The following is a 23,387-nucleotide window of genomic DNA, read 5'->3' as shown; positions in this document are numbered from 1 at the left end:
CGACCGGGCGTGCCTACCCGGCCCCGCGGACGCCTAACGCGACGGCCGCTTCGGCGTGCCGGCGGGCGGCCGTGACCACCTGGGCCGCTCCCGCGAGGGTGAGCACCGCGACCGCGCCGAACGCGACAAGGGTCGCCGCGTCGGGGTGCAGCACGGACTGCCCGCGCGCGGCCTGCCGGCTCAGGATCGTGAACACCCCGGCGTAGCCGAACCCGGCGGCCCCGACCAGCCGGGCCCGGACCCGCTCCGCGCGCAGCCACGCCCGCCGGGTCGCGAGCACGTTCAGGATCGCGGCGACCGCCAGGAGCACCTGGATCGCGTGCAGACCGGCGAAGTGCGGCACGCGCAGGTCGCCGCCGGTCGTGCTCCAGTTCGTCAGGAACATGCCGTGCCCGTCCGGGTCGCCGACGCCGTGCGCGCCGACCAGCGACACCGCGTGCCCGTTCGCGTCGATCTCCGTACGCGGCGCCGGACCGGCGGAGCCGCTCAGCCACAGCGCCACGACCATGCCGGCGAACGCGAGCCCGAGCCCCGCGCGCAGGGCCCGGTCGAGGGCCCGGTCGCCGGTCCGCTGGACCAGCAGCAGGATCGCGATCACCAGCGTGGCGAGCAGCAGCGGCATGATGCCGAAGGAGAACACGGTCTGCACGGTCCGGGCCACGTCATCGGTGTCCCGGTTGAAGTGGCTGAACGTCCCGTGCGCGGCGGCCCAGGTCACCGCCCCGACGTCGAGCACCCCGGCGACCGCGAACACGGTCCCCACCCACCATCCGGCGCGCCGGCCCCGGGTCAGCCGGGTGAGCAGCCACGCCAGCGTCAGGCTGTAGACGCCCATGGCCACGCCGAACTTCATCGGCTTGGCCCACACGGGCTCGCCGAGCAGCCGCCGGTCGTCGGCGAACAGCCCCACCGCGGAGACGACCGCCAACCCGAACATGAGCAGTGCGTGGCCCACCAGCGGCCGGTGCCAGGCCCGCACCGCTCGGCCGAACCTCGTGAGGACGTTCATCGGGCGCTCCAGACCGCGATGCCGATAGATGCCCTCAGCGTCGGCGTTCCGCCCGCCGGTGACCATCCGACCACCCCCCGGACGCGACCGGGGGCTATCCCCCGTGGAAGAACGCGCGGATGTCCGCGGCGAGCAGGTCCGGCACCTCCATGGCGGCGAAGTGGCCGCCGCGCTCCAGCTCCGTCCAGTGCCTGATGTCGTACAGCCGCTCGGCCAGCGGCCGCACCGACTGGGTGATGTCGTGCGGGAGCACCGCCACGCCGACCGGCACCGGGCACGGCTCGATCCGCCGGGGCGTCTCGCGGGCCAGCCGCGCCGCGGACGCGGCGGTGCCGGTCAGCCAGTACAGCGAGACGTCGGTGAGCATCCGCTCGTCGCTGATCGGCGCGGCCGGGTCCGTCCACTGCGCGAAGCGCTCGGCGATCCAGACCAGCTGACCCACGGGCGAGTCGGTCAGCGCGTAGCCGATCGTCTGCGGGGTGAGAGCCTGCAGCGCCTGGTACGGCGGGCGGTTCGCCATCACGTGCCGGATCTTGTCCAGCCGGGCCTCGTCGGCCGCGGACAGCTCGAGGCCGGCGGCCGGGTCGGGCCGGGTCGGCAGGTAGTTGACGTGCACCCCGGTGACCCGCTCGGGGGCGACCGCACCGAGCGCCAGGGAGATGCCCGCGCCGAAGTCGCCGCCCTGCGCGCCGTAGCGCTCGTAGCCCAGCCGGTGCATCAGCTCGGCCCAGGCGCGCGCGACCCGGACGATGTCCCAGCCGCGCTCGTGGGTCGGCCCGGAGAAGCCGAAGCCCGGGATGGACGGGATGACGAGGTGGAAGTCGCGCGCGAGCGGCTCGATCAGGTCGAGGAACTCCAGGAACGAACCGGGCCAGCCGTGGGTCAGGATCAGGGGCAGCGCGTCCGGGTCGGCCGACCGGACGTGGACGAAGTGGATGTTCTGCCCGTCGATCTCGGTGGTGAAGTGCGGAAGCCGGTTGAGCTCGGCCTCGTGCTCGCGCCAGGCGTACCCGGTGCGCCAGTACTCGGCCAGCTCACGCAGCCGCGCCAGCGGGAAGCCGTAGTCCCACCCGGCGCCGGCGACCTCGTTGGGCCAGCGGGTCCGGGCGAGGCGGTCGGCCAGGTCGTCGAGGTCGGCCTGCGGGACGGCGATGCGGAACGGGGAGATCATTTGGACTCCTAACGTTTGTGTCACTAACGTTTATACACCTAACGGTGCCGCGGGCGATTCGTTAGGCTTGTCACATGGAGCAGCCGGCCGAGACGACGCCCGCACGGTGGGAGGGCCTGCCCAGCTGGCTGCTCACCCAGACCGCCGGCTATGCGCACCGCCTGGTGGGCGACGGTTTCTCGGCCGCCGACGCCAAGGGGTACCACTACCGCGTGCTGGCCACGCTCGCCGACCTCGGCCCGGCCAGCCAGGCCGATCTGGGCCGCCGCAGCGGCATCCACCTCAGCGACATGGTGGCGACCGTCAACGAGCTCGCCGACCGCGACCTGGTGGAGCGCGCCCCGGACCCCGCCGACCGGCGGCGCAACATCGTGTCGCTGACCACGGCGGGGCGGCGGCAGTTGCGGCGGCTGGAGCAGCGGCTGGCCGAGGTGCAGGACGAGCTGCTGGCGCCCCTGCCGCCGGCGGACCGGCGGCGGCTCACCGAGCTGCTGTCAACGCTGCTGGAGCACCACAGTCAGCGCCGCCCCTGAGGGAGCTACTCGGCGGCGTGGCGGCGGCTGAGGCGGCGGTACGGCCGGGAACGCATCGCGATCGCGGTGGCGACGATGCCGACCACGCCGGTGAGGACGAACACGAGCGCGATGCCGCGGTCGGCGCCGGTGCCGAACCAGCGGCCGATCGTGCGCGCGCCGAGCCCGTCGGTCATGAACGGGATGAACACGAACTGCGCCACCGGGGCGATCAGGAACGCGGTCAGCGGCGCCGCCGACTGCTCGACGCTCTGCGCGAACCCGAACACCCGCCCCTGCCGCTCGTACGGGACCACCTTCTGCAGGATCGTCTGCTCCGCGGCCTCGGCGTACGGGACCAGGAGCATGTAGACGTACATCCCGGCGGCGAGCAGCACGATCGAGGAGCGCAGCGGGAAGAGCAGCGTCACCGTCCACAGCACGAGGTTCACCGCGAGCAGCAGCCAGACCGGGTTGCGGCCGAGGCCGGTGCGCGCGATGAGCAGGCCGCCGACGATCAGGCCGGTGCTTAGCGCGCCCCACAGCAGCCCCCACGCCTGCACCGACACGAGCGACAGACCGTACGCGTCCATGAGCGCCATGAACACGCCGCCGAGGAAGTTGTTGAACGCGGAGAAGACGATGAGCGCGGCGAGGCCGGGCACCTGGGCCACGATGCGCAGCGTGCCGCGCAGGTCGACGCGGCCGTGCCCCTCGCTCGCCCCGGTGGCGGCCGCCCGCTCGTCGATCCGCACCACGGCGAGGTGCGCGAGCGCCAGCGTGAGCACGCCGGCCGCCAGGACGAGCACCCACGTCATGCCGCCGGCCGCGACGAGCACGCCGCTGATGACCGACGTGACGAGGAACGTGACCCCGGAGGTGGTACCGACGAGCCCGTTGGCCCGGTCGCGGCTGTCCTCCTCGACGAGCACGGTGACGAGCGTCGGCAGCGCGATGGTGCGGATGTTGCCGGCGATGACCCCGAGCATGAGCAGCACGATGAGCACCCACAGGCGGCCGCCGGCCGGGTCCCGGAACGCGCCCGCGGGCGCCGTCTCGTGCACGGCGAGCGCCAGGAGGTACAGCAGCAGCGAGACGCCCGCGGAGACCTGCATCATCGCCTTCTTGCCCCGGTGGTCGACGAGGCTGCCGAACCAGATTCCGGTGGCGGCGGTCAGCACCAGGAAGATCCCGGAGACGACCCCGGTCGCGAAGACCGAGCGGGTCTCGAGGAACACGTAGAACGTGATCGCGAACCACACCGTGAAGTTGATCACCGACACGAGCAGGGTGCTCACGAGCAGGTGGAAGAAGGCCGGCCGGTCTCCGCGGATGGTCATCCCCCGACCGTATGACCTGAACCCGGGTTGATGTCCAGCGATTACGGGCCGCCGCGCTTTCCCCGCCGCCGCGCCGGTACCGTCGCGGGATGGACGATCTCGAGCTCGCGGAGGAGCTGCGCGTCTCGATCGGGGACTTCGTGCGGCGGGTGCGCGTGCACGACCGGATGCCGCCGGGCCAGGCGGCCGCGCTCGGGCACCTCGACCGGGGCGGGCCGCTCACCATCGCCGAGCTGGCGCGGCGCGAGCAGGTCAGGCACCAGTCGATGACGCGCACCGTGAACCTGCTCGAGGGGCTCGGCCGGGTCGCGCTGCGGGCCGACGACCGCGACGCCCGGCAGCTGCTCGTGGCCATCACCGCGGCCGGGCGCGCCGCGCTCGACGAGGAGCGCGGGCAGCGGGCCGCCGCGATCGCCCGGGCCATGCACGACGACCTGGACGAGTCGGAGCGCGAGGTGCTGCGGCGGCTGCCGGCCATCATCCGCAAGCTGGAGCCATGACATTGCTTACAGTTCAGCTGTACAGCATTGCTGTATATTCGACGCCATGCGATTGACGAAGTACGCCCACGCCTGCGTCGCCCTGCACAAGGACGGGCGCACGATCGTGCTCGACCCGGGAACGTTCACACCCGAGGCCCGGCCGGTCGTCGCCACCGCGGACGCCGTGCTCATCACCCACGAGCACTTCGACCACGTCGACGAGGAGCTGCTGCGGGCGCACCCCGACCTGCCCGTGTACGGCCCGGCGGCGATCCGTGCGAAGCTCGGCGAGCGCGTCACGGTCATCGCGCCCGGCGACGAGCTGGACGTGGCCGGCTTCACCGTGAGCGGTCACGGCGGCCGGCACGCCCCGATCCACGCCGACATCCCCCGCGTCGACAACGTCGGGCTGCTGGTCGACGGCACGGTCTACCACCCGGGCGACTCGTACCACGCGCCGGCCGCGCCCGTGCGCGTGCTCCTGCTGCCGACGAGCGGCCCGTGGACGAAGCTGGGCGAGGCCGCCGACTTCGTGCGCGCGGTCAAGCCGGAGCGGGTACTGCAGATCCACGAGCTGATGCTGAGCGACCTCGGCCAGGCCTCGACCGCGAACATCCTCGGCGAGCACGGCCTCACCGGCGTGCCGATCGAGCGCCTGAGCCCCGGCGAGAGCACAGAGGTCATCTGAACGTCGTGCGGTAGGCCTGCGGCGTCACACCGGTCGCGCGCTTGAACTGGGCGCGGAAGTTCGTCGGCGACGCGAAGCCGGCCAGGTGGGCGATGCGCTCCACCCCGTGCTCGGTCGTCTCCAGCAGCTCCTGCGCCCGCCGCACGCGCGCCGCGGCCAGCCACTGCATCGGGCTGCGCCCGGTCTCCTCGTGGAAGCGGCGGTTCAGCGTGCGCACGCTCAGCCCGGCGTGCGCGGCGATCCCGGCCAGGCTCAGGTCCCGGTGCGCGTGCTCCTCCAGCCAGGCGAGCACCGGGCCGATCCCGGCGCCGTCCGGCGGGGCGGACGGGCGGGCGATGTACTGCGCCTGACCCCCGTCCCGGTGCAGCGGCGCGACCGCGAGCCGGGACGCGTGCGCGGCGGCCGCGGCGCCGTGATCCCGGCGCACCAGGTGCAGGCACATGTCGACGCCGGCGGTCGCCCCGGCCGAGGTGATGAACTGTCCACTGTCGACGTAGAGCACGTCGGGGTCGAGGTCGACGGCCGGGTACCGGCGGCGGAACTCCCCGGCGGCGGCCCAGTGCGTGGTGGCGCGCCGGCCGTCGAGGAGCCCGGCCTCGGCCAGGGTGAACGCCCCGACGCAGATGGACGCGATCCGGATCCCGGCCGCCGCGGCCGACCGCAGCGCGTCGAGGGTCACCGGGTCCAGCGGCTCGTCGACGTTGCGCCCGGGCACGACGATCGTGCCGGCCCGCGCGAGCGCGTCGAGCCCGTGCGGCACCTCGAGCCGCAGCGGGCCCGCGGCCACCGAGGGGGTGGCCGCGCAGACCTCGACGCGGTACCCGGGCACCCGCCCGAGCGTCTCGATCGGCGTCGCGAGGTCGAACGCGATCGTGTCGGGCAGCGCAAGCACCATCACCGTGTGCACGAGACCCCCTGGCAGGAAACAGCCGGACAACGGCAATCCTGCCACTGGGCGCGCGCGCCGCGCACGGCGAGCATCGTTTGTGTGCTGATGCAGATCGTGTTGTTCGACGGGTTCGACCCGCTCGACGTCGTCGCCCCGTTCGAGGTCCTCGCCGAGGGCGCCGCCGTGGCCGGCCAGCCCGACGAAGTGCGGCTGGTCGCCGTGGGCGGGCCGCGGGAGGTGGTCGGGGGCACCCGGGGGCTGGCCCTGCGCGCGGCGGCCGCCCTCGACCCCGACGCCCCCGGGTACGTCGTCGTCCCCGGCGCCTCCGGCCGGTCGGACGAGATCCCGGCGCTGCTCGCCGGGGTCGCGCGGTCACCGGTGATACCGGCGGTCCGGGCCGCCCTGGCCAACCCGGGCGTGACGGTGGCGACCGTGTGCGGCGGCTCCCTCATCCTGGCGATGGCGGGGCTGCTGGACGGCCGGCCCGCGGTCACCAACGCGCAGGGCATGGACGCGCTCGCGGCCACCGGCGCCCGGCCCGTCCGCGCCCGCGTGGTCGACGACGGCGACCTGGTCACCGCGGCCGGGGTCACCTCCGGGCTGGACCTGGGCCTGCACCTCGTCGAGCGCGAGTACGGGCCGCCGGTCGCGCTGGCCGTCGAGGAGATGTTCCAGTACGAGCGCCGAGGGATCGCCTGGCGCTGATCTAACAGATGTTGCGTCGATACTTGCGTCGCTGAAGGTTGAGGGGTATCACTCGGAGAAACCTTTCCATCATCGAAAGATTCTCGAGAGGGTACGCGATGCGGATTGCGACGGCGATCACCGGCCGGCTCGGTGCGATCATCGTCCTGCTGGTCGCGGCGGGCCTGACGGCGCTGGCGTTCGTCACCTCGCCCGAGCAGCCGGCCGCCCAGGCCACCGACGGGCTCCCCGCCGGCAAGCAGTCGACCCGCGTCACCGAGCTCGAGGACCGCTTCCCCAGCGGCCGCACCCAGACCGCGCTGGTGGTCTTCGAGCGGGCGGGCGGGCCGCTGACCGAGGACGACCGCAAGGCCGTCGACCGGGCCCGCGAGGCCGTGCACGCCCAGGCGCCCGCGGCACCGTCCGACGACAAGCAGGCGCTGCTCGTCGCCGTGCCGCTGAAGGCCGGCGGCATCGAGCAGGTCGCCGGCGAGGTGGAGCGGCTGCGGGCCACGGTGGCCGCCGTGCAACGACCCGAGGGTCTCACCGTCCTCGTCACCGGCGGGCCCGCGTTCGCCCGGGACATCTCGGCCGCGTTCGAGGGCGCCGACTTCACGCTGCTGGCCGCGACCGCGATCGTCGTGGCGGTGCTGCTGCTCGTGACGTACCGCAGCCCGATTCTCTGGCTCGTCCCCCTGGCGGTGATCGGCACCGCCGACCAGGTCGTCGCGAAGCTGCTGCCCTGGGTCGCGAAGGTCGCCGGCCAGCCCACCGAGGGACAGGTCAGCGGCATCGTGTCCGTGCTGGTCTTCGGGGCCGGCACGGACTACGCGCTGCTGCTGATCGCACGGTACCGCGAGGAGCTGCGCCGCACCGACAGCCGCCGCGGGGCCATGGCCGCCGCCCTGCGCGGGGCCGCCCCGGCCGTCGTCGGCAGCGCCACCACCGTGGTCCTCGCCCTGCTCACCCTGCTCTTCGCGGTGCTGACCACCAACCGCACCCTGGGCGCGGCCGCCGCGCTCGGCGTCGTCGTCGCGCTCGCCTTCGGCCTCGTGGTGCTCCCGGCCGCCCTGGTCTGCCTGCCCCGCGGCGTGTTCTGGCCGTTCGTGCCGCACGTCGGCTCCGACGAGCCGGCCCACTCGGGGCTGTGGGCCCGGGTCGCGGCCGGGGTCCAGCGCCGCCCGCGCATCGTGCTCGCCGCCGCCGTGCTGCTCCTCGCCGGCCTGGCAGCGGGGCTCGCCGGCACGAAGATCGGGCTGTCGCAGACCGAGCAGTTCCGCACCCAGGTCGAGTCCGTCACGGGCGCCGAGACCCTGGCCCGGCACTACCCGGCCGGCGCCGCCCAGCCGGTCACGGTCATCGTGAACGCTCCCAGCGCCGACCGGGCCGTCGCCGTCGCGCACGGCGTCGCGGGCGTGGCGAAGGTCGGCGACCCGGAGCGCTCCGACGACGGCACCCTGGTCACCTTCGACGTCGACCTGACCAGCGGCTCCGGCACCGCCGCGGCGGACCGCACGGTCAAGGACCTGCGCACGGGCCTGGCCGGCCTCCCGGGCGCGCTCGTGGGCGGGGACCCCGCGGCGGACCTCGACGAGCGTGACGCCAACCTTCGCGATGATTTCGTGGTGGTACCGCTGGTGCTCGCGGTCGTCCTGCTGGTCCTCGTGCTCCTGTTGCGCTCGCTCGTCGCCCCGCTGCTGCTGCTGTTCACGGTCGTCGTGAGCTTCGCGGCGAGCCTCGGCGCCGCCAGCCTCGTGCTGCGCCATCTCCTGGACATCCCGGCCCTCGGCACCGCCGTGCCGCTGCTGGCGTTCCTGTTCCTGGTCGCACTGGGCGTCGACTACAACATCTTCCTGGCCACCCGGGCCCGGGAGGAGGCGACGCACCTCGGCACCCGGGAGGGCATGGTCCGGGCCCTGGCCACGACCGGCGGCGTGATCACGTCGGCGGGCATCCTGCTGGCCGCGGTGTTCGCGGTGCTCGGTGTGCTCCCGGTCATCGTGCTCACCCAGATCGGCGTCATCGTCGGCATCGGCGTGGTCGTCGACACGCTGATCGTGCGCACGATCGTGGTGCCGGCCCTGGCCCTGCTGCTGGGCGACGCGTTCTGGTGGCCGGCCCGCGTCGCGGCGCCTCAGTCGGTGGACAGCCGGGACCAGATCTCGGTGTCGTAGCGCACGCCCTGGTACAGGTACGACTCCCGGATGACGCCGTCGAGGCGCATCCCGAGACGCTTCGCCACCGCGGAGCTGGCGGTGTTGTCGGTGCGGCACTTCCACTCGACGCGGTGCAGGCCCCGGGTCTTCAGCGCCCAGTCGATGAGGACCCGGGCCGCCGCGGTGACCAGGCCCCGCCCCTGCCCGGCGGGCTCGAGCCACACGCCGATCTCGCAGTTGCCGGACTCGGCGCTGAAGTTCACGTACATCGTGCCGCCGACCAGGGTCCCGTCGAGCCAGATGCCGAACAGCCGCCCGGCGTCGCGGGCCTGGAGGTCGGCGTACCGCTGGAGGGTGGCCCGGGTCGAGTCGAGGTCGGTGCTGACCGAAGCCCACGGAATCCACGGGTCGACGACGGCGCGGGCCCGGTCCATGTGCGCGAGGAACTCCGCGGCTTGCCAGGGCTCGAGCGGGCGCAGTTCGGCCCCGCCCTCGATTGAGACGCTGAACATGATCCTCACCGTACGCGGAGCCACTCGCCGAGTCGACGGCGCGCCGACATACGGGGCACCGCCGCGGCCGGCCTCGAACCACGGCTAGCCGGTCACTCTCACCGTGCCGAGCCACGGCACGGCCGCACGGTTCGCACGGCCGCACGGCGCAGACAGCTGCACGGCTCGCGCGGTTGCGCAGGTCATGCGGTCGCACGGTTCGCACAGCCGCACGGGTCGGGCCGGTTCAGGCGTCGACGGTCACCGTCACGGTGTGCCAGCCCGTGGCGCCGTCGGGGAATGGAGTGGCCCGCTGCTCGGGCTGGACCGCTCCGGTACGGTCGGTCGCCCGCACCCGCAGCGTGTGCGACCCCGGCGTCGCCGCCCAGGTCATCCGCCACTGCACCCATGTGTGGTCCGACGGCACCGGCAGCAGCTCCGCCCGGCTCCACGGCTCCTCGTCGACCTGCACCTCGACCTCGGCGATCCCGCGCCCCTGGGCCCAGGCGACCCCGGCCACCGGTACCGACCCGGCCCGCAAACGCCCGAACGACTCCGGCCGGTCGATCCGCGAGGCCGTCTTGACCGGCCCGCGGGGCGCCCAGCCGCGCGCGACCCAGTACGCGTCGACGGCCGCGAACGTGGTCAGCTCGATGCTGGTGAGCCACTTGCACGCCCCCGCGTACCCGTAAACGCCCGGCGTCAGCATCCGCACCGGGAAGCCGTGCTCCAGCGGCAACGGCTCCCCGTTCATGCCCACGCACAGGAGCACATCGGGGGTTTCGAGCACCGTGCGTACCGGTGTGCCGATACTCATCCCGTCGACCGACCGTGCAACCACCTGGTCGGCCGCGGGGTCGATCCCGGCCTCGCGCAGCAGCGGCGCGAGGGGCACGCCGAGCCAGCGGGCAGTGCCGATGTACGGGCCGCCGACCTCGTTCGAAACGCAGTTGAGCGTGATGTGCCGTTCGACGAGGGGCCGCTGCAACAGTTCCGCAAAGGTGTACGTGTGCGGCCGCTCGACCTGGCCGTGGATTCGCAGCCGCCAGCCACCGAGGTCGACCCGCGGCACGGTCAGTGCGGTGTCGACCCGATAGAAGTCCCGATTCGCGCTCACAAACCCCGGCTCCGTCCCCATCGGCAATGCCGGCGCCGGGTCTGCCGGCGCGGGCAACCGCACCGCCTCCCGATCCCGGGCCGCGGCGCCGCCCCGGACCCGCCGCGTGACGACCGCTCCCCCACCGGCGGCGACGGTTACGGCCGACACCGCCGCGGCCGCCTGCAGGAACGCTCGCCGGTCGAACCCCGCCGGCGCCACCTCCGACTCCGGCTGCGGCTCCAACTCCGGCGCCGGCCCTGACTCTGACTCCAGCTCCAACCTTGACGCTGGCGCCGGCTCCGGCCGCGGCCCCGAAGCTTGCCCCAGCTCCGGCTGCGACCCCGAACCTGGCACCCGCCCCGCCAACGGCCGCGTTTTCGGCGTTGGGTTTCGGTGCAGCGACCACAGGGCGATCGCGGTGACGGCGCCGCCCGCCAAGGACGGCAGCGCCGCCAGCGGGCCGGCGGTCGGGCGGCTCACCGCGGCGGCCGCCCCGGCGATCGCGAACAGCGCCGCGCCGGCCGTTCCGAACCATCGGCGGCGGGCCGCCAGCACCCCGACCGCCACGGCGACGGCGGCGAGCGCGAGCGCGATGCCGCCGAGCAGGACCGGCTTGTCGGCGGTGCCGAAGGTGCGCACCGCGAACTCCTTGACCGGCGTCGGGGCCGCGTCGACGAGTACGCCGCCGACCGCGACCGCCGGCCGGTCGCGGGGTCCGTGAGGGACGCGACCAGCTCGGCGACGGCGATCCCGGCCGCCGCGGCGAGCAGGCCCGAGAGGCCTGCCCGGCGACGAATGACCACTGTGGACATCAGCTCTTGGGTATGAGGACGGTGTCGATGATGTACACGGTGGCGTTGGCGGTCTGGACGTTGCCGCACACGACCATCGCGTTGCCGTTGACCGTGAAGCTGGTGCCGGAGCCGGACACGGTCAGCTCGCCGCCCTGCAGGGTCTTGTGCGTGCCGGCGAGGTCCGACGGGCTGAGCTTGCCGGGCACGACGTGGTAGGTGAGCACGGACTTCAGCGTGGCCGGGTCCGCGAGGACCTTGTCGAGGTCGGCCTTCGCGATCTTGCCGAACGCGTCGTCGGTCGGGGCGAAGACCGTGACGTCCGTGGCGTTGTTGAGCGAGTCCACGAGGCCCGCCTGCTTGACCGCGCCGACCAATGTGGACAGCAGCGGGTTGCCGGAGGCGGCCGAGGCGACCGGGACCTTCGCCATCGCGTCGAAGCTGCCCGGGTTGGCGGGGTCGGACGGCACCGCCGCACAGCCCGCGCCGAACTGCGTGCCCATCATCGGGGCGGCGCTGGACGGGGCGGCGCCCGTCGTCATCGGCGCACCGGTGGTCATCGTCGAGGCCGGGGCCGCCGTGTCGTCCGAGCTGTCGCCGCACGCGGCGAGCGACAGGACGAGGGCGGAGGCGGCGGCCACGGCGGCGAGCTTGGTACGAAACATCAGCAACCCCTTCAATCGGTACGTTCACCGATGATTCGCGGCCGAAGCCGTTCCGGATGGGCCGAAGATCCGCTGAACTTCCACCGATGCCCCGTCCGGGTCAACCGAGAGCGCTCTCACCATGTATCGGCAGCTCAACGCTGCAACAGAGAGCGCTCTCTACAAACCCGTCATTGACACTCGTCGCATTTCGCGCGCATGATTCGCAAGGACCCCATCCGAAGCCGCCACTTCGACCCCCACGGAGTCCACTCCATGCGCCTGAGAAAAGGCCGGCCCATCGCGGTCGGCGCCCTCGCCGTTGCCGTCGTCGCGACCGCACTGACCTTCCTCGCCCTGCCGAACGCCGAGGCCGCCACGCTCGGCTCCGGCAGCTACGCCACCACCAACCCGGCCGGCACCACCGGCCCGACCGGCTGCGGCAGCATCGCCACCAACCCCCGCCAGTACGTCACGGCCAACGCCCCCGCCGGCGCCGTGCCCACCAACGACTGGTGGTCCTCGCTGCTGTTCAAGCGCACGGACTGCAACTACGCCCTGCCGCTGGAGGCCCACCCGATGGCCTTCAAGCCCGCCGCCGGCGGACTGGGCGTGTCGTACACCACCGACGCCGCCATCTCCGGCACGGCGACCGGCGTCGGTGAGTACCACTTCCCCTACACCACCGAGTTCACCCTGGGCGTGACCGGCCTCAACGCGCCGAGCACCCTGGTGGACGGCTGGACCGACTGGACCGTCACCCCGTCGTGGTCCGACGGCGCCCGCACGCTGAAGGCGACCATCGGTCACGGGCTGCCGTTCGTGTACGCCCGGACCTCCGGCGGCAACGCCCAGCTCACCTTCGGCGGCGCGCCCACCGTGTGGTCCAACAGCGGCGCGCGCGTCGGGTTCACCGTGCGCGGCCACGACTACATGGCCTACGCCCCCACCGGCGCGACGTGGACCGTCAGCGGCTCGGCCATCACCTCGACCCTGGCCGGCAAGGACTACTACTCCGTCGCGCTGCTGCCGACCACCACGTCGACGCCGGCCGCGGACCGTACCGCGCTGGCGAACACGTACGGCCAGTACGCGCACAACCACGTCACCGGCACCCGCGTCGCCTGGAGCTACGACCAGGCGGGCAGCGCCGTGAACGCCACCTACACCGTCACCACCACCGCCCGTGAAGGCACGGGCTCCGGCACGGTGCTGGCCCTCTACCCGCACCAGTGGAAGAGCCTCGCCGCGGGCAGCCCCATCGCGCAGACCTATGTCTCTGCGCGCGGGCCGATGAAGGTGCTCACCGGACTGGGAGCGTTCACGACGACGACGCGCTACCAAGGTGTACTGCCGGAGATTCCCGCCGTCGCCGACTCCTCCGGCGCCGATCTGTCCACGGTGGGCGGCTACCTCGACCAGGTGGCCACCGGCGACCCGCTCGCCGGGTTCGGCGACGACACCTACTGGACCGGCAAGGGCCTCGGCCGCGCCGCCCGGGCCGCGGAGCTCGCCGACCAGCTCGGCCGCACGGCCCAGCGCGACGCCCTGCTCGGCGCGATCCGCACGCGCCTGACGGACTGGTTCACCGCGGGCTCGGGCGAGGCCGGGCGGCTGTTCGTGTACAACCAGGCCTGGGGCACGCTGATCGGCTACCCGGCCTCGTACGGCTCGGACCAGGAGCTCAACGACCACCACTTCCACTACGGCTACTACATCGCCGCGGCCGCGACCCTGGCCAAGTTCGACAAGGCGTGGGCGGCGTCGAGCGCGTACGGCGGGATGGTGAACCTGCTCATCCGCGACGCCAACAACCCGGACCGGGCCGACACCATGTTCCCGTTCCTGCGCGACTTCGACATCTACGCCGGGCACGACTGGGCCTCCGGGCACGCCTCCTTCGGGGCCGGCAACAACCAGGAGTCGTCCTCGGAGGGCATGAACTTCGCCAACGCGCTCATCCAGTGGGGCATCGCGACCGGGAACACCGCCGTGCGCGACGCCGGGCTGTACATCTACACGACCCAGGCCCAGGCGATCCAGGAGTACTGGTTCGACTCGGCGAACCAGAACTTCCCGGCGACCTTCGCCCACAACACGGTCGGGATGGTCTGGGGCGACGGCGGGGCGTACGCCACCTGGTTCAGCGCCGAGCCGGAGATGATCCAGGGCATCAACATGCTGCCGGTGACCGGCGGCTCCCTGTACCTGGGGTACAAGCCGGCGTACGTCGCGACGAACTACAACGAGATGACGACGAACAACGGCGGTCCGCCCACGGTGTGGCAGGACGTGCTGTGGTCGTTCCAGGCGCTGGGCAACGGCGACCAGGCGCTGGCGAACCTGCGGGCGAACTCCGGGTACACCCCGGAGGAAGGCGAGAGCAGGGCCCACACCTTCCACTGGATCCGCAACCTCGCCGCCCTGGGCACGGTCGACACGTCGGTGACCGCGAACACGCCGTTGTACGCGGTGTTCACGAAGAACGGCCAGCGCACGTACGCCGCGACGAACCTGACGACGGGAGCGCTCACGGTCACGTTCTCCGACGGCCACACGCTGACCGTCGGGGCCGGGAAGACGGCGACGAACGGGGCGTACACCTGGAGCGGCGGGAACGGCACCAGCAACCCGCCCTCGTCCCCACCGCCGACGTCGAACTCCCCGTCGCCGTCGCCGTCGGTGTCCAGCTCACCTCCGCCGCCGGCGGGCTCGAACAAGTTCTTCCTGCGCTCCGGGCCCGCGCTCAGCACCACCGCCGGCAGTGCCGCCACGACGCAGACGGTCACCGCCGCGAACGGGAACTGGGACGGTAACCCGCACAATCCCGTGACGTACACGGCCTGCGGCATCACCGGAGGAACGAACGGCACGGCGACCCAGTTCACGTTCCACGTCGACGCCGGCGGCACGGTCGGGCAGGGGATCCAGGCCCGCGTCTCGTACGACTTCACCGGCGGCGGCAGCTACGGCCGGGTCGAGACGTACCGGTACTTCGCCACCGACCCGGTCGCGGGCACGGAGCAGTACACCCAGGCCGTGGGCCTCTCCTCGGCGACCGGCACGCTGTCGGCGATGAACCACGGCTGTGTGCGGCTCGAGCTGTGGAACGCCATCGGCAACGCGAACACGACGGTGCGGGTCGACGCCAGCGCCGCCAACGGCAACCAGTCGGCGCTCACCATCCCGTACACGGTGGCCTGACCACGCGCGGCCGGGTCAGTCGTCCAGTGTGACGGTGACGCTGACCCGGCCCCGCTCGTCGCGGCGGGACACGGCGTGGCCCGGCCGGTCCTCGCCGTCCAGGTGCAGGCTGATCGGGCCGCCGGCGCCCAGGAAGTTGCGCCACCACGCCTTGGCGTCCGGGAACTGCACACCGATGAGCACGGTGTCGCCGGTACGCCGGTACGCCACCGGCGTGCTGAAGGTGTTCCCGGAACGGCGGCCCGTGTACGTGACGACGGTCAGGCGGCGCCGCACGACACGGCCGAGGCGCGGCGAGTCCCGCAGCCGCAGCACACAGGCGTTGACGCGGCGCACGGCGCCCCGGTGCAGCTCCACGGTGTCGTCCTCTCGGTCGGATTCGCTTGTGTCGCAACGGTACCGCCGAAATGGAGCCCCCTGTCCAGTTGCCGCTAAAGTGAGCAACATGGGTCACGGGGCTTCTCAGTTCGCCGCCGCCGCGCTCGCCGCGTTCCCGGGCGTGTTCGACCGGGAACGCGAGATGACCCGGGGCGTGGCGGCGTTCGCCGAGCCGGCCGGCCGGGCCCAGGCCGCCGGGCGTCTGCGTGCGGACTTCGTACCGGATGATCTGCCGCTCGTCCTGCAGGCCAACTGCGGCGTCACGGACTCGGGGCGCCTTGCGGCGTACCTGCTGGACGCGTTCGCCGCCCGATGAAAGAGGGCTCCTTGCTCATTCGCGAGTTCGGCTGGGCCGACTACGACGCCGTCGTCTCCGTGTGGCGCACGGCCGGCAGCGACCCACTGCCCCGGGCCGAGCTGGAGGCGAAGCTGGAACGCGACCCGGAACTGTTCCTGGTCGCCTCCGACGGGACGATCGCCGGGGTCGTCCTGGGGACGTACGACGGGCGGCGCGGCTTCATCCTGCGCCTGGCGGTCGACCCGGCCCGCCGGCGGGAGGGGATCGCCACCCGGCTCCTCGCCGAGCTCGAGCGCCGGCTGAAGGCGCTCGGCTGCCCGCGGATCAACCTGTTCGTGCTGCCGGACAATGCGGCCGGGCTCGCCTTCTGGCGGTACCACGGATATCTTCCGGCCCCTGACGTGGTGTGCACCAAGCCGCTGTAGCGCAGGAGTGCGGTGACCGCCGCGACCGGCGGTCACCGCACCTCGGGCCCGGGAGGATCAGGCGTAGGTCTCGAACTCGGCGACCTTGGGTGTCCCCGAAGCGCCGGTGATCCTGAACGTGACCTTCTTCAGCGACGTCGACGTGAAGCTGATGACGCCCGCGCCGCTGCCGGACTTCAGCACGGCGCCGTTGTCGGCGTTGATGACCTGCCAGGATCCGATGGTGCCGGCGGAGCCGGACGCCTCACGGATGTTGATCTTCGAGATCGACTTGGCGGAACTCCACTTGACCGAGATGTCGCCGGTCGAGCCGGACGGCGACCAGTAGGTGCTGAGGCTGCCGTCGATGACGTTGCCGTAGCTCGTCCCGCCGCCCTTGCTGGAGCCGTCCGCGCCGGCCCCGATGCTGAGGTTGGCGCCCGACGGCTGCGACTGCGTCGGGGTCGGGGTCGGGGTCGCGCTCCGCGTCGGGCTGGCGCTGGTGGTCGGCCCGCCCGTGGTGGCGGTCGGAGTCGTCACCGTGCAGGAGCCGTTGGACACCTGCAGGCCCTTGTTGGCTCCGGCGGTCTGCGTGACGACGGTCGGCACGCAGCTGGCGGCGTCGAGGGTGTACGAGTACGGGATGCTGACGCTCGTGTTGGACTGCACGTTCGGACCGGCCGGGTGGTTCTCGGTGCCCGGGCTGGTCCACGTCACGTTGTCGAAGATGTTGCCGGCGACCTGCCAGCCGCCCATCAGGTCGGTGTAGAACGTGCCCAGGACGTCGGCGGAGTCCTTGAAGTAGTTGTTCTCGACCTTGGCCTTGCCGCCGTCACGCGGGTTGATGCCCGACTTGTTCAGGCTGACGTAGTAGTTGTTGTAGATGTGCGCGGTGGCGGCGCGCAGCAGCGGCGTGCGGGAGTCGATGTTCTGGTACAGGTTGTGATGGAACGTCACCGGGCCGTTACCCGTGTCGCTGTCGCTGGACCCGATGAGGCCGCCCCGGCCGGAGTTGCGCAGCGTGTTGTACGACACGGTCACGTAGTTCGTGCCGGCCTTCATGTCGATGAGCGAGTCGTAGCCCTGGTCCTCACCGCCCGACGCCAGCAGCGAGTTGTGGTCCACCCAGACGTTGTGGACGCTGCTCTCCATGCCGATGGCGTCGCCGCCGTTCGAGGTGGGCGAGCCCGACTTCTTCACGTTCTGCACGGTCACGTTCTGGATGATGATGTTGCTGGACTCGCGGATGTGGATGCCGATCTGGTCGAAGACGGCGCCGCCGCCGACCCCGACGATCGTCACGTTGCTGATCTGCTTGAGCTCGATGACCCCGGCGGCGGTGTTGCAGCTGTCGCCGGAAACCTTGGCGGTGTTTCCGACGGTGATGGTGCCCTCGACCTGGATGGTGATCGGGGTGCTGCTCGACGCCCGGTTACACAGGGCGGTGTGGATCGCGGTGCCCGTGGTGGCCCGGACCGTCTGCCCGCCGGCGCCGCCGGTGGTGCCGCCGTTCTGGGTCGCGTACCCGGTGACACCGCCGGTCGCCGCCGACGCCTGCGGTACCACGAGTGCCACGCCGATCGCAGTGGCGGCGCCTGCCGCACCGACCGCCAGAAGCCGCAACGCGACTGGTCGTCTCATCCTCGTTCACCTTCGTCTCGCTCGAGAGGGGTGTCGCTGTTTCCCGCGGCCGCTAGGAAAGCGCATTCCTCATCAAACTGACGCCCGGTCGAACGGAAGTCAATGGATCGGCGTTTGCAGGATTGTTGCAGCCGTCGATGCCTTGGGCCCGCATCAGCCGTTGCGGTGGTGCTTCTTCACGAACGTGAAGCCGGGGGCCAGCGGCTCGTCCGGGAACTGCCCGTTGTCGATCGCCTGGCGGTGCAGGGCCAGAGCGCGCGGGGACGGCCGGGTGCCGGGCTGCAACTTTCGGATGAACCCGGCCACCCAGTGCTCGTGCCGGTTGGAGGGGTCGTGCTCGGCGGGCTCGTCGGGCCGCGCCGCGGGCTCGATCAGCGGCGCATAGAACAGCATCGGTACCGCCTCGGACCCGTCGCCGGGCGGGAACGACGGCTGCCCGCCGGCGTCGAGGCTGCCGGCGACGCGGGTGACGTACCCCTCGCGGATGAGCTGCTCGACGGCGTTGCGGAGCAGGAACGTCCCGCGGGCGCCCTTGCCGAGCCCGGCGCGCCTGACGAGATCGCCCTCGGGGAACACCGCACTCCCGTCCTCGAACACCCGGCCGTACTTGCGCACCGCGTCGAGCACCTTGCCCCGGTTCGAGTTCGCCGGGCGGAACTCGTGGGTGACGGTCAGGGGGTCGTACTCGTGGAAGTACGCGACGCCGTCGACCTTCAAGGGCTCATCCAGCGGTACCGTGCGCAGCACGATCTGCCGGCGCGCCGGCTGCCACGTGACGGCGACGAGCACGCCCACGTGGACGTCCTCGGGCCACGCGATCCCGACGCGGCCGTCCTCCTCGAGCTCGGCGTCGAACACCTGGCGCGTCGGGGTCGCGCCGTGGGCGCGGTGGTCGAGCAGCACGGTCGCGGCGCCGGCGCACTCGGGCGGAACGGGACAGGCGGCGCCGTCGAGGTCGGCGCGGCGCAGCGCGTACCTGGGGCTGGCCGTCTTCACGCTGCGAATTTACCTGGCCGGGGGGATCGACATGTCGGGCGCTTCGCGCCGCGACATGTCGGATTTATACCCTGACCGGGGATTTATCGGTGCGGAGGCGGACTCGATCGCACCCCCGGCGCGACGGCGGGGGTCATTGAGGGGCGCCGTGAGGCGGAGGCGGCGGGCCCCCGTGGTGCGGAGACGGCGGCGGGCCCCCATGCGGAGGCGGCGGCGGCGGCCCACTGTGCGGTGGAGGCGGCGGCGGCCCACCGTGCGGCGGAGGCGGCGGTTCAGCACCCGGCGGCGGAGGCGGCGGTTCAGCACCCGGCGGCGGAGGCGGCGGTTCGGCACCCGGCGGCGGGGGCGGCGGCGGAGTGGTGATCAGCGGCTGCTCCGGCCAGACGAGCAGGACCGGACACGGCGCATGGTCCACGACGAACCGGGTGTGACGCCCCAGGCTGCGCGGACCCACCCGCGTACGATCGCCGTCCCGCGCGACCACGAGCAGATCGGCGCCGAGGTCGTTGCAGGCGGCGACAACCTCGTGCTCGGTACGACCGCGGCGGATCGAGATCTCGACCGGGCGGCCCAGGCGCTCGGCGGCCGCGGCGAGCAGATCCCGTTCGGCGGCCTCGGCGGCGGCCTCCATCGCCGGCCCCGGGTCGCGGTGCCCCCGCCCGAGCAGACCGCTCCAGGCCCCGCTCACCTCGCCGGCCGCGGCCGGGTCGACGACGTGCAACAGCGTGATGCGCGCGCCGGTAGGGGCGTGGTGCGCGGCGGCCGTGGTGGCGGCGGCCCAGGTGCCCTCGGCGAGCCAGACGAGCACGTTCATGCCCTGAGGTTCGCAGATGATCCAGTAAGCCCGCCACCGCTGGAGGAATTTACCTAATACCCCGGCGGGGTATAAATCGGATATGTCGTGGCGCGGAGTGCCCGACATATCCGCTCAAACGCCCGCGATCCGCAAGCCCGCCCAGAGCGCTGCCACCGCCGCCACCAGCGCCGCCGGCACCGTCAGCAGGCCCAGGCGCAGGAACTGGGCCACCGACGGCGCCGCGTCCCGCGCGTGCAGGATCTGGCGCCAGAGGAGGGTCGCCAGCGAGCCCACGTACGTCAGGTTCGGGCCGACGTCCACCCCGATCAGCACGGCCAGGAGCAGGCCCGGGTTGTGCTGGACGGCCGGCAGCAGCACGAGGGTCGCCGGGAGGTTGTTCAGCACGTTCGCCAGCAGCGCGGCCAGCCCCGCCACGGCCAGCAGGCCGAGGAACGACGCTCCGCCCGGGGTCAGCGTGTCGACCAGCGCTCCCAGGCCGTGCTCGCGCACCGCCAGGACCACGACGCCCAGGCCGAAGACGAACGCGCAGAACGCCGGGTTCGCGGCCCGGATCGCGGCCGGCAGGGCGAGCTTGCGGGCGCGGACGAGCGGGACCGCCAGGGCCGCCGCGCCCGCCACCGCGGCGAAGGCGGGGTGCACGCCCAGCGGCTGGCCCGCGGCGAAGCCGGCCAGGGTCAGGGCCAGGACGACCAGGGCGTACCGCGGGGCCCCGACCGGCTCGGCGGCGGGCGGGTCCGAGGCCACCGCCAGGTCGGCGGCGAAGAAGCGGCGCAGGATGAGGTACTCGACGCCGATCACCGCGAGCCACGGCGCGGCCATGAGCCCGGCGAAGGTGGCGAAGCCCAGGCCGCTCGCGGCGAAGGCGAGCAGGTTGGTGAGGTTCGAGACGGGCAGGAGCAGCGACGCCGAGTTGGCCAGGTGGGTGCAGGCGTAGACGTGCGGCTCGGGGCGGGCCCGGATGCGCAGCGCGGCGGTGAAGACCACCGGGGTCAGCAGGACCACCGTCGCGTCGAGGCTGAGGGCCGCCGTGACCAGGGCGGCCGCGGCGAAGACGGCGCCGAGGAGGCGTTTCGGGCGGCCGCGGGAGTGGCGGGCGGCCCGGTCGCCGATGTACGCGAAGACGCCGTGGGCCTCCGCGAGGTACGACAGCAGCAGAACGGCGGCGAGGAAGCCCACGGTGGGGCCCAGCTCGCGCACCTCGCCCGCGGCGTCACCCCACGGGACGAGGCCGAACAGCACGGCCAGGGCCGCCGCCGGGACCGCCGCCACGGCCTCGGGCAGGCCGAAGGGCCGCGCCACCGCGAAGGCGAGGACCGCGACCAGCAGTAGCACCGCGACGACCAGCACGGCGGCAGCCTACGTGCAAGATCGGGCCACCGCAGCGCGGACCGCGGCCGAACAGAGGGCGAGCGACACGAGCAGCCCGGGGTGGTCGGTCGCCTGCTGCAGGTCCAGCGGCGTGGTGGCGGTCAGCACGTGGTCGGCGGTGGCGATCACGTACTGCACCGAGCCGTCGTCGGCGCGGACGTACGCGTCGCCGGGCACGCAGCCCTGGGCGCGGTCCGGCAGGTTGAAGTCGCCGGCGGTGACGGTGGGCTCGTACCCGGCGCTCGCGTGCAGGGCCGGGATCGCGCTGCCGAAGAGGTACCGGCACTGCGCGAACGCCACCGCGGGCACGGTGTTGGCCAGGTGCGTCGTGCACGCCTGGTACGCCCCGCGCGCGTGCACGCAGACCCAGGCGCGCTCCTCGGGGTCGTTGGTGTCCTGGTCCGGGTACAGCCCGCCGTCGACCACTGTCGCGCGGCGCGGGCCGGCGATGCGGGCGAGGAGCCCGATGCCGTACTCCTCCCCGTTCACGCACGCGAACGGCCCGCCGGTGCGCCGGTCCCCCGCCGGCTCGAACGCGCGCACGATCGTGTCGCCCGGGAACACCCACGCGAGCACCGCGCCCAGCGCCTCGACGTCCCCGGCGCAGATCTCGTTGAGCGTGACCACGTCGGGGCGGTGGGCGCGCATGACCGCCGCGGCGACGTCGATCACCCGGCTCGTGTAGCACGACGCGAACCCGCTGTGGCACAGGTTGAGCTGCAGCACCCGCAGCGGGGGCCGGGACGCCTCCCCGGGCGCGGGCGCGGCGCCCAGCACGCCGGCCGCGACGCAGGCGAGCAGGGCCGCCACGCGTCGCAGAACGCGCCCCCTCATGCCGGGCAGCATATCGACCGGGTTACGGTCGCGTCATGCCCTCGTCCGCCGCCACGCTGCTGGTCTTCGGTCGCGGGGTCGTCGCGGCCGGCGGTGGGTGGGCGCTCACCGCCGACAGCCTCGCCCGCGTGGGCGCCGCCGCCGAGCACGTGGCCCGGGCCGGCGCGCCCGCCCGGATCGTGTTCACGGGCGGGTGGGCCGGCGTGTCCGAGGGCGCGCCGGAGCCGCCCGCGGGCCGCCGCGAGGGCGACCTGATGCTGCGCGCCGCCGAGGAGGCGGGCCTGGGCCGTTTCTGCCGGTTGTACGCCGAGACGCGCTCCCGCAGCACGCTGGAGAACCTGCTCAACCTCGTCGAGGACGGGCTGGTCGGCGGCCCCTACAGCGCCGCGGCGCCGCTCGGGCTCGTCTCCCACGCGTGGCACCTGCCGCGGGTGCGGTACCTGGCGGGCAAGATCCTGCGGCTGCACGGCCCGGCGCTGCTGGACATCCCCGCGGCCGGGCCGTGGCAGTCGGAGCGGCTGCTGCGGGCCGGGTCGCGGCTGTGCTTCCTCGGCGCGAGCGGCTCCGCGGCCCTGCGCCGCCGCGAGCGCCTGGCCACCGCCCTGCTGCGCCGCACCGGGCGCTGAGTGATCTCTCCCCCGCCGGGGTATCGACGAGGGATGATCGTGCTGCTGCCGGCGTACCGCCCGGGCTTCCACCTCCCCGAGCTCATCACCGCCCTGGGCGACGTCGACCCGGCGGTCGTGGTCGACGACGGCAGCGGCCCCGAGGCGGCCGCGGTGCTGGACGCGGCCCGCGCGCTCGGCGCGACCGTGCTGCACCACCCGGCCAACCGCGGCAAGGGCGCCGCGCTCAAGACCGGCCTCGCGCACATCGCGGAGGCGTGGCCGGGCCGCGGCGTGGTGTGCGCCGACGCCGACGGCCAGCACCGCGCCGAGGACATCCTGCGCGTCGCCCGGCACACCGAGGTCACCGGCCGGATCACGCTCGGCGTGCGGACGTTCGGCGCCGGCACGCCGCTGCGCAGCCGCATCGGCAACGGGTTCACGGCGGCCCTGTTCCGCGCCGCGACCGGCCGGCGCCTCCACGACACCCAGACGGGCCTGCGCGCGTACCCGGCCGATCTGCTGCCGTGGCTCAGCGGCATCCCCGGCGAGGGCTTCGACTACGAGATGCACGTACTGCTCGCCGCGGTCCGCGCCGGCCACCCGTTCGACGAGGTCGGGGTGGCCACGACGTACCTGGACGGCAACGCCGCGTCACACTTCGCCCCGCTGGGAGACTCGGCCCGGGTGTACCGCCCGCTACTGGCCGGCCTGTTCGGGTCCGACGCCCGCGAAGGCTAGGTCCTGTCCTGCCGATCATGCCGGCCTGCGCCGGGCCCAGATTCCCCCTGCGCGCACCCCGCGAAGGCCGGCTTACAACACCGGTTGCCAGGCCTCCGCGGGGCACACGCAGGCGAAATCTGGACCTCGTCTCGGCTCGGCATGA

At 73.1% G+C, this 23,387-nt stretch carries 22 protein-coding genes and 1 pseudogene; 10 read left to right on the top strand and 13 right to left on the bottom strand.

Translation table 11 applies throughout. The features are described from left to right. Positions 1 to 13: 13 nt before the first annotated feature. Positions 14 to 1,009, bottom strand: coding sequence for a hypothetical protein (locus ACPPVO_RS18755; protein WP_426512478.1), 996 nt, complete (start codon positions 1,007 to 1,009; stop codon positions 14 to 16). Between the two features lie 94 nt (positions 1,010 to 1,103). After that, complete coding sequence (locus tag ACPPVO_RS18750) at positions 1,104 to 2,180, bottom strand: epoxide hydrolase family protein (protein WP_426512477.1); 1,077 nt, start codon at positions 2,178 to 2,180, stop codon at positions 1,104 to 1,106. 74 nt (positions 2,181 to 2,254) lie between these two features. Between ACPPVO_RS18750 and ACPPVO_RS18745 the strand changes: the two genes are divergently transcribed. Continuing rightward, entirely contained in the window at positions 2,255 to 2,713 is a 459-nt protein-coding gene (locus tag ACPPVO_RS18745; protein ID WP_426512476.1) for a MarR family winged helix-turn-helix transcriptional regulator, read from the top strand. Positions 2,714 to 2,718: 5 nt separating this feature from the next. Here ACPPVO_RS18745 and ACPPVO_RS18740 read toward each other — a convergent pair whose 3' ends face one another. Then, positions 2,719 to 4,032, bottom strand: a complete 1,314-nt coding sequence (locus ACPPVO_RS18740) for an MFS transporter (RefSeq protein ID WP_426512475.1) — start codon at positions 4,030 to 4,032, stop codon at positions 2,719 to 2,721. A gap of 89 nt (positions 4,033 to 4,121) precedes the next feature. Here ACPPVO_RS18740 and ACPPVO_RS18735 point away from each other — a divergent pair, with 89 nt between their 5' ends. Together ACPPVO_RS18735 and ACPPVO_RS18730 are read left to right on the top strand one after the other, a co-directional pair. Continuing rightward, the gene (locus ACPPVO_RS18735) at positions 4,122 to 4,532 is read left to right on the top strand and encodes a MarR family winged helix-turn-helix transcriptional regulator (protein ID WP_426512474.1); all 411 of its coding nucleotides are present in this window, start codon (positions 4,122 to 4,124) and stop codon (positions 4,530 to 4,532) included. Between the two features lie 46 nt (positions 4,533 to 4,578). Continuing rightward, positions 4,579 to 5,202: an MBL fold metallo-hydrolase gene (locus ACPPVO_RS18730; protein ID WP_426512473.1), complete on the top strand. Its 624-nt coding sequence runs from the start codon at positions 4,579 to 4,581 to the stop codon at positions 5,200 to 5,202. Here ACPPVO_RS18730 and ACPPVO_RS18725 read toward each other — a convergent pair. Beyond that, positions 5,195 to 6,097, bottom strand: coding sequence for a GlxA family transcriptional regulator (locus ACPPVO_RS18725; protein ID WP_426514652.1), 903 nt, complete (start codon positions 6,095 to 6,097; stop codon positions 5,195 to 5,197). The two genes, ACPPVO_RS18730 and ACPPVO_RS18725, sit on opposite strands and share 8 nt — an antisense overlap. A 99-nt stretch (positions 6,098 to 6,196) precedes the next feature. Between ACPPVO_RS18725 and ACPPVO_RS18720 the strand changes: the two genes are divergently transcribed. Together ACPPVO_RS18720 and ACPPVO_RS18715 are read left to right on the top strand one after the other, a co-directional pair. Then, complete coding sequence (locus ACPPVO_RS18720; RefSeq protein ID WP_426512472.1) at positions 6,197 to 6,796, top strand: DJ-1/PfpI family protein; 600 nt, start codon at positions 6,197 to 6,199, stop codon at positions 6,794 to 6,796. 98 nt (positions 6,797 to 6,894) lie between these two features. Continuing rightward, positions 6,895 to 8,949, top strand: a complete 2,055-nt coding sequence (locus ACPPVO_RS18715) for an MMPL family transporter (protein ID WP_426512471.1) — start codon at positions 6,895 to 6,897, stop codon at positions 8,947 to 8,949. Here the strand turns inward: ACPPVO_RS18715 and ACPPVO_RS18710 are convergent. From ACPPVO_RS18710 to ACPPVO_RS18700, 3 genes and pseudogenes are all read right to left on the bottom strand, one after another. After that, the gene (locus ACPPVO_RS18710; protein WP_426512470.1) at positions 8,910 to 9,443 is read right to left on the bottom strand and encodes a GNAT family N-acetyltransferase; all 534 of its coding nucleotides are present in this window, start codon (positions 9,441 to 9,443) and stop codon (positions 8,910 to 8,912) included. The two genes, ACPPVO_RS18715 and ACPPVO_RS18710, sit on opposite strands and share 40 nt — an antisense overlap. Before the next feature lie 226 nt (positions 9,444 to 9,669). Beyond that, a pseudogene (locus ACPPVO_RS18705) lies at positions 9,670 to 11,333 on the bottom strand (molybdopterin-dependent oxidoreductase). Continuing rightward, the gene (locus ACPPVO_RS18700; RefSeq protein WP_426512469.1) at positions 11,333 to 11,977 is read right to left on the bottom strand and encodes a fasciclin domain-containing protein; all 645 of its coding nucleotides are present in this window, start codon (positions 11,975 to 11,977) and stop codon (positions 11,333 to 11,335) included. The pseudogene ACPPVO_RS18705 and the gene ACPPVO_RS18700 overlap by 1 nt, the downstream one beginning before the upstream one ends. Before the next feature lie 255 nt (positions 11,978 to 12,232). Between ACPPVO_RS18700 and ACPPVO_RS18695 the strand changes: the two genes are divergently transcribed. Further along, positions 12,233 to 15,160, top strand: a complete 2,928-nt coding sequence (locus tag ACPPVO_RS18695; RefSeq protein ID WP_426512468.1) for a glycosyl hydrolase — start codon at positions 12,233 to 12,235, stop codon at positions 15,158 to 15,160. A gap of 15 nt (positions 15,161 to 15,175) precedes the next feature. On the opposite strand, the gene ACPPVO_RS18690 is transcribed toward ACPPVO_RS18695, so the two are convergent. Further along, the gene (locus ACPPVO_RS18690) at positions 15,176 to 15,517 is read right to left on the bottom strand and encodes a nitroreductase/quinone reductase family protein (RefSeq protein WP_426512467.1); all 342 of its coding nucleotides are present in this window, start codon (positions 15,515 to 15,517) and stop codon (positions 15,176 to 15,178) included. A gap of 88 nt (positions 15,518 to 15,605) precedes the next feature. Here ACPPVO_RS18690 and ACPPVO_RS18685 point away from each other — a divergent pair, with 88 nt between their 5' ends. Both ACPPVO_RS18685 and ACPPVO_RS18680 read left to right on the top strand, forming a co-directional pair. Then, positions 15,606 to 15,854: a hypothetical protein gene (locus tag ACPPVO_RS18685; RefSeq protein ID WP_426512466.1), complete on the top strand. Its 249-nt coding sequence runs from the start codon at positions 15,606 to 15,608 to the stop codon at positions 15,852 to 15,854. A gap of 11 nt (positions 15,855 to 15,865) precedes the next feature. Further along, complete coding sequence (locus tag ACPPVO_RS18680) at positions 15,866 to 16,261, top strand: GNAT family N-acetyltransferase (RefSeq protein WP_426512465.1); 396 nt, start codon at positions 15,866 to 15,868, stop codon at positions 16,259 to 16,261. A gap of 57 nt (positions 16,262 to 16,318) precedes the next feature. Here the strand turns inward: ACPPVO_RS18680 and ACPPVO_RS18675 are convergent, their stop codons facing one another. The 5 genes from ACPPVO_RS18675 to ACPPVO_RS18655 all read right to left on the bottom strand — a co-directional run bounded on the left by ACPPVO_RS18675 (position 16,319) and on the right by ACPPVO_RS18655 (position 21,896). Next, on the bottom strand, positions 16,319 to 17,881 hold the full coding sequence (locus tag ACPPVO_RS18675) for a pectate lyase family protein (protein ID WP_426512464.1): 1,563 nt from the start codon (positions 17,879 to 17,881) through the stop codon (positions 16,319 to 16,321). A 153-nt stretch (positions 17,882 to 18,034) separates the two neighbouring features. Beyond that, positions 18,035 to 18,877, bottom strand: a complete 843-nt coding sequence (locus tag ACPPVO_RS18670) for a hypothetical protein (RefSeq protein WP_426512463.1) — start codon at positions 18,875 to 18,877, stop codon at positions 18,035 to 18,037. Positions 18,878 to 19,010: 133 nt separating this feature from the next. Further along, a complete protein-coding gene (locus tag ACPPVO_RS18665) occupies positions 19,011 to 19,691 on the bottom strand; it encodes a universal stress protein (protein ID WP_426512462.1) in 681 nt (226 codons plus the stop codon). Between the two features lie 114 nt (positions 19,692 to 19,805). Next, the gene (locus tag ACPPVO_RS18660) at positions 19,806 to 21,041 is read right to left on the bottom strand and encodes an SLC13 family permease (protein ID WP_426512461.1); all 1,236 of its coding nucleotides are present in this window, start codon (positions 21,039 to 21,041) and stop codon (positions 19,806 to 19,808) included. A gap of 9 nt (positions 21,042 to 21,050) precedes the next feature. Beyond that, positions 21,051 to 21,896: an endonuclease/exonuclease/phosphatase family protein gene (locus tag ACPPVO_RS18655; protein WP_426512460.1), complete on the bottom strand. Its 846-nt coding sequence runs from the start codon at positions 21,894 to 21,896 to the stop codon at positions 21,051 to 21,053. 35 nt (positions 21,897 to 21,931) lie between these two features. Between ACPPVO_RS18655 and ACPPVO_RS18650 the strand changes: the two genes are divergently transcribed. Beyond that, positions 21,932 to 22,522, top strand: a complete 591-nt coding sequence (locus tag ACPPVO_RS18650; protein ID WP_426512459.1) for a YdcF family protein — start codon at positions 21,932 to 21,934, stop codon at positions 22,520 to 22,522. A 33-nt stretch (positions 22,523 to 22,555) separates the two neighbouring features. Continuing rightward, the gene (locus tag ACPPVO_RS18645; RefSeq protein ID WP_426512458.1) at positions 22,556 to 23,242 is read left to right on the top strand and encodes a glycosyltransferase family 2 protein; all 687 of its coding nucleotides are present in this window, start codon (positions 22,556 to 22,558) and stop codon (positions 23,240 to 23,242) included. Positions 23,243 to 23,387: the final 145 nt, after the last annotated feature.

This window comes from Dactylosporangium sp. McL0621 (assembly GCF_049995355.1).
Classification (GTDB): Bacteria; Actinomycetota; Actinomycetes; order Mycobacteriales; family Micromonosporaceae; genus Dactylosporangium.
The sequence above is the reverse complement of the archived record's forward strand: the minus strand, read 5'-3'. Positions and strand labels throughout refer to the sequence as shown.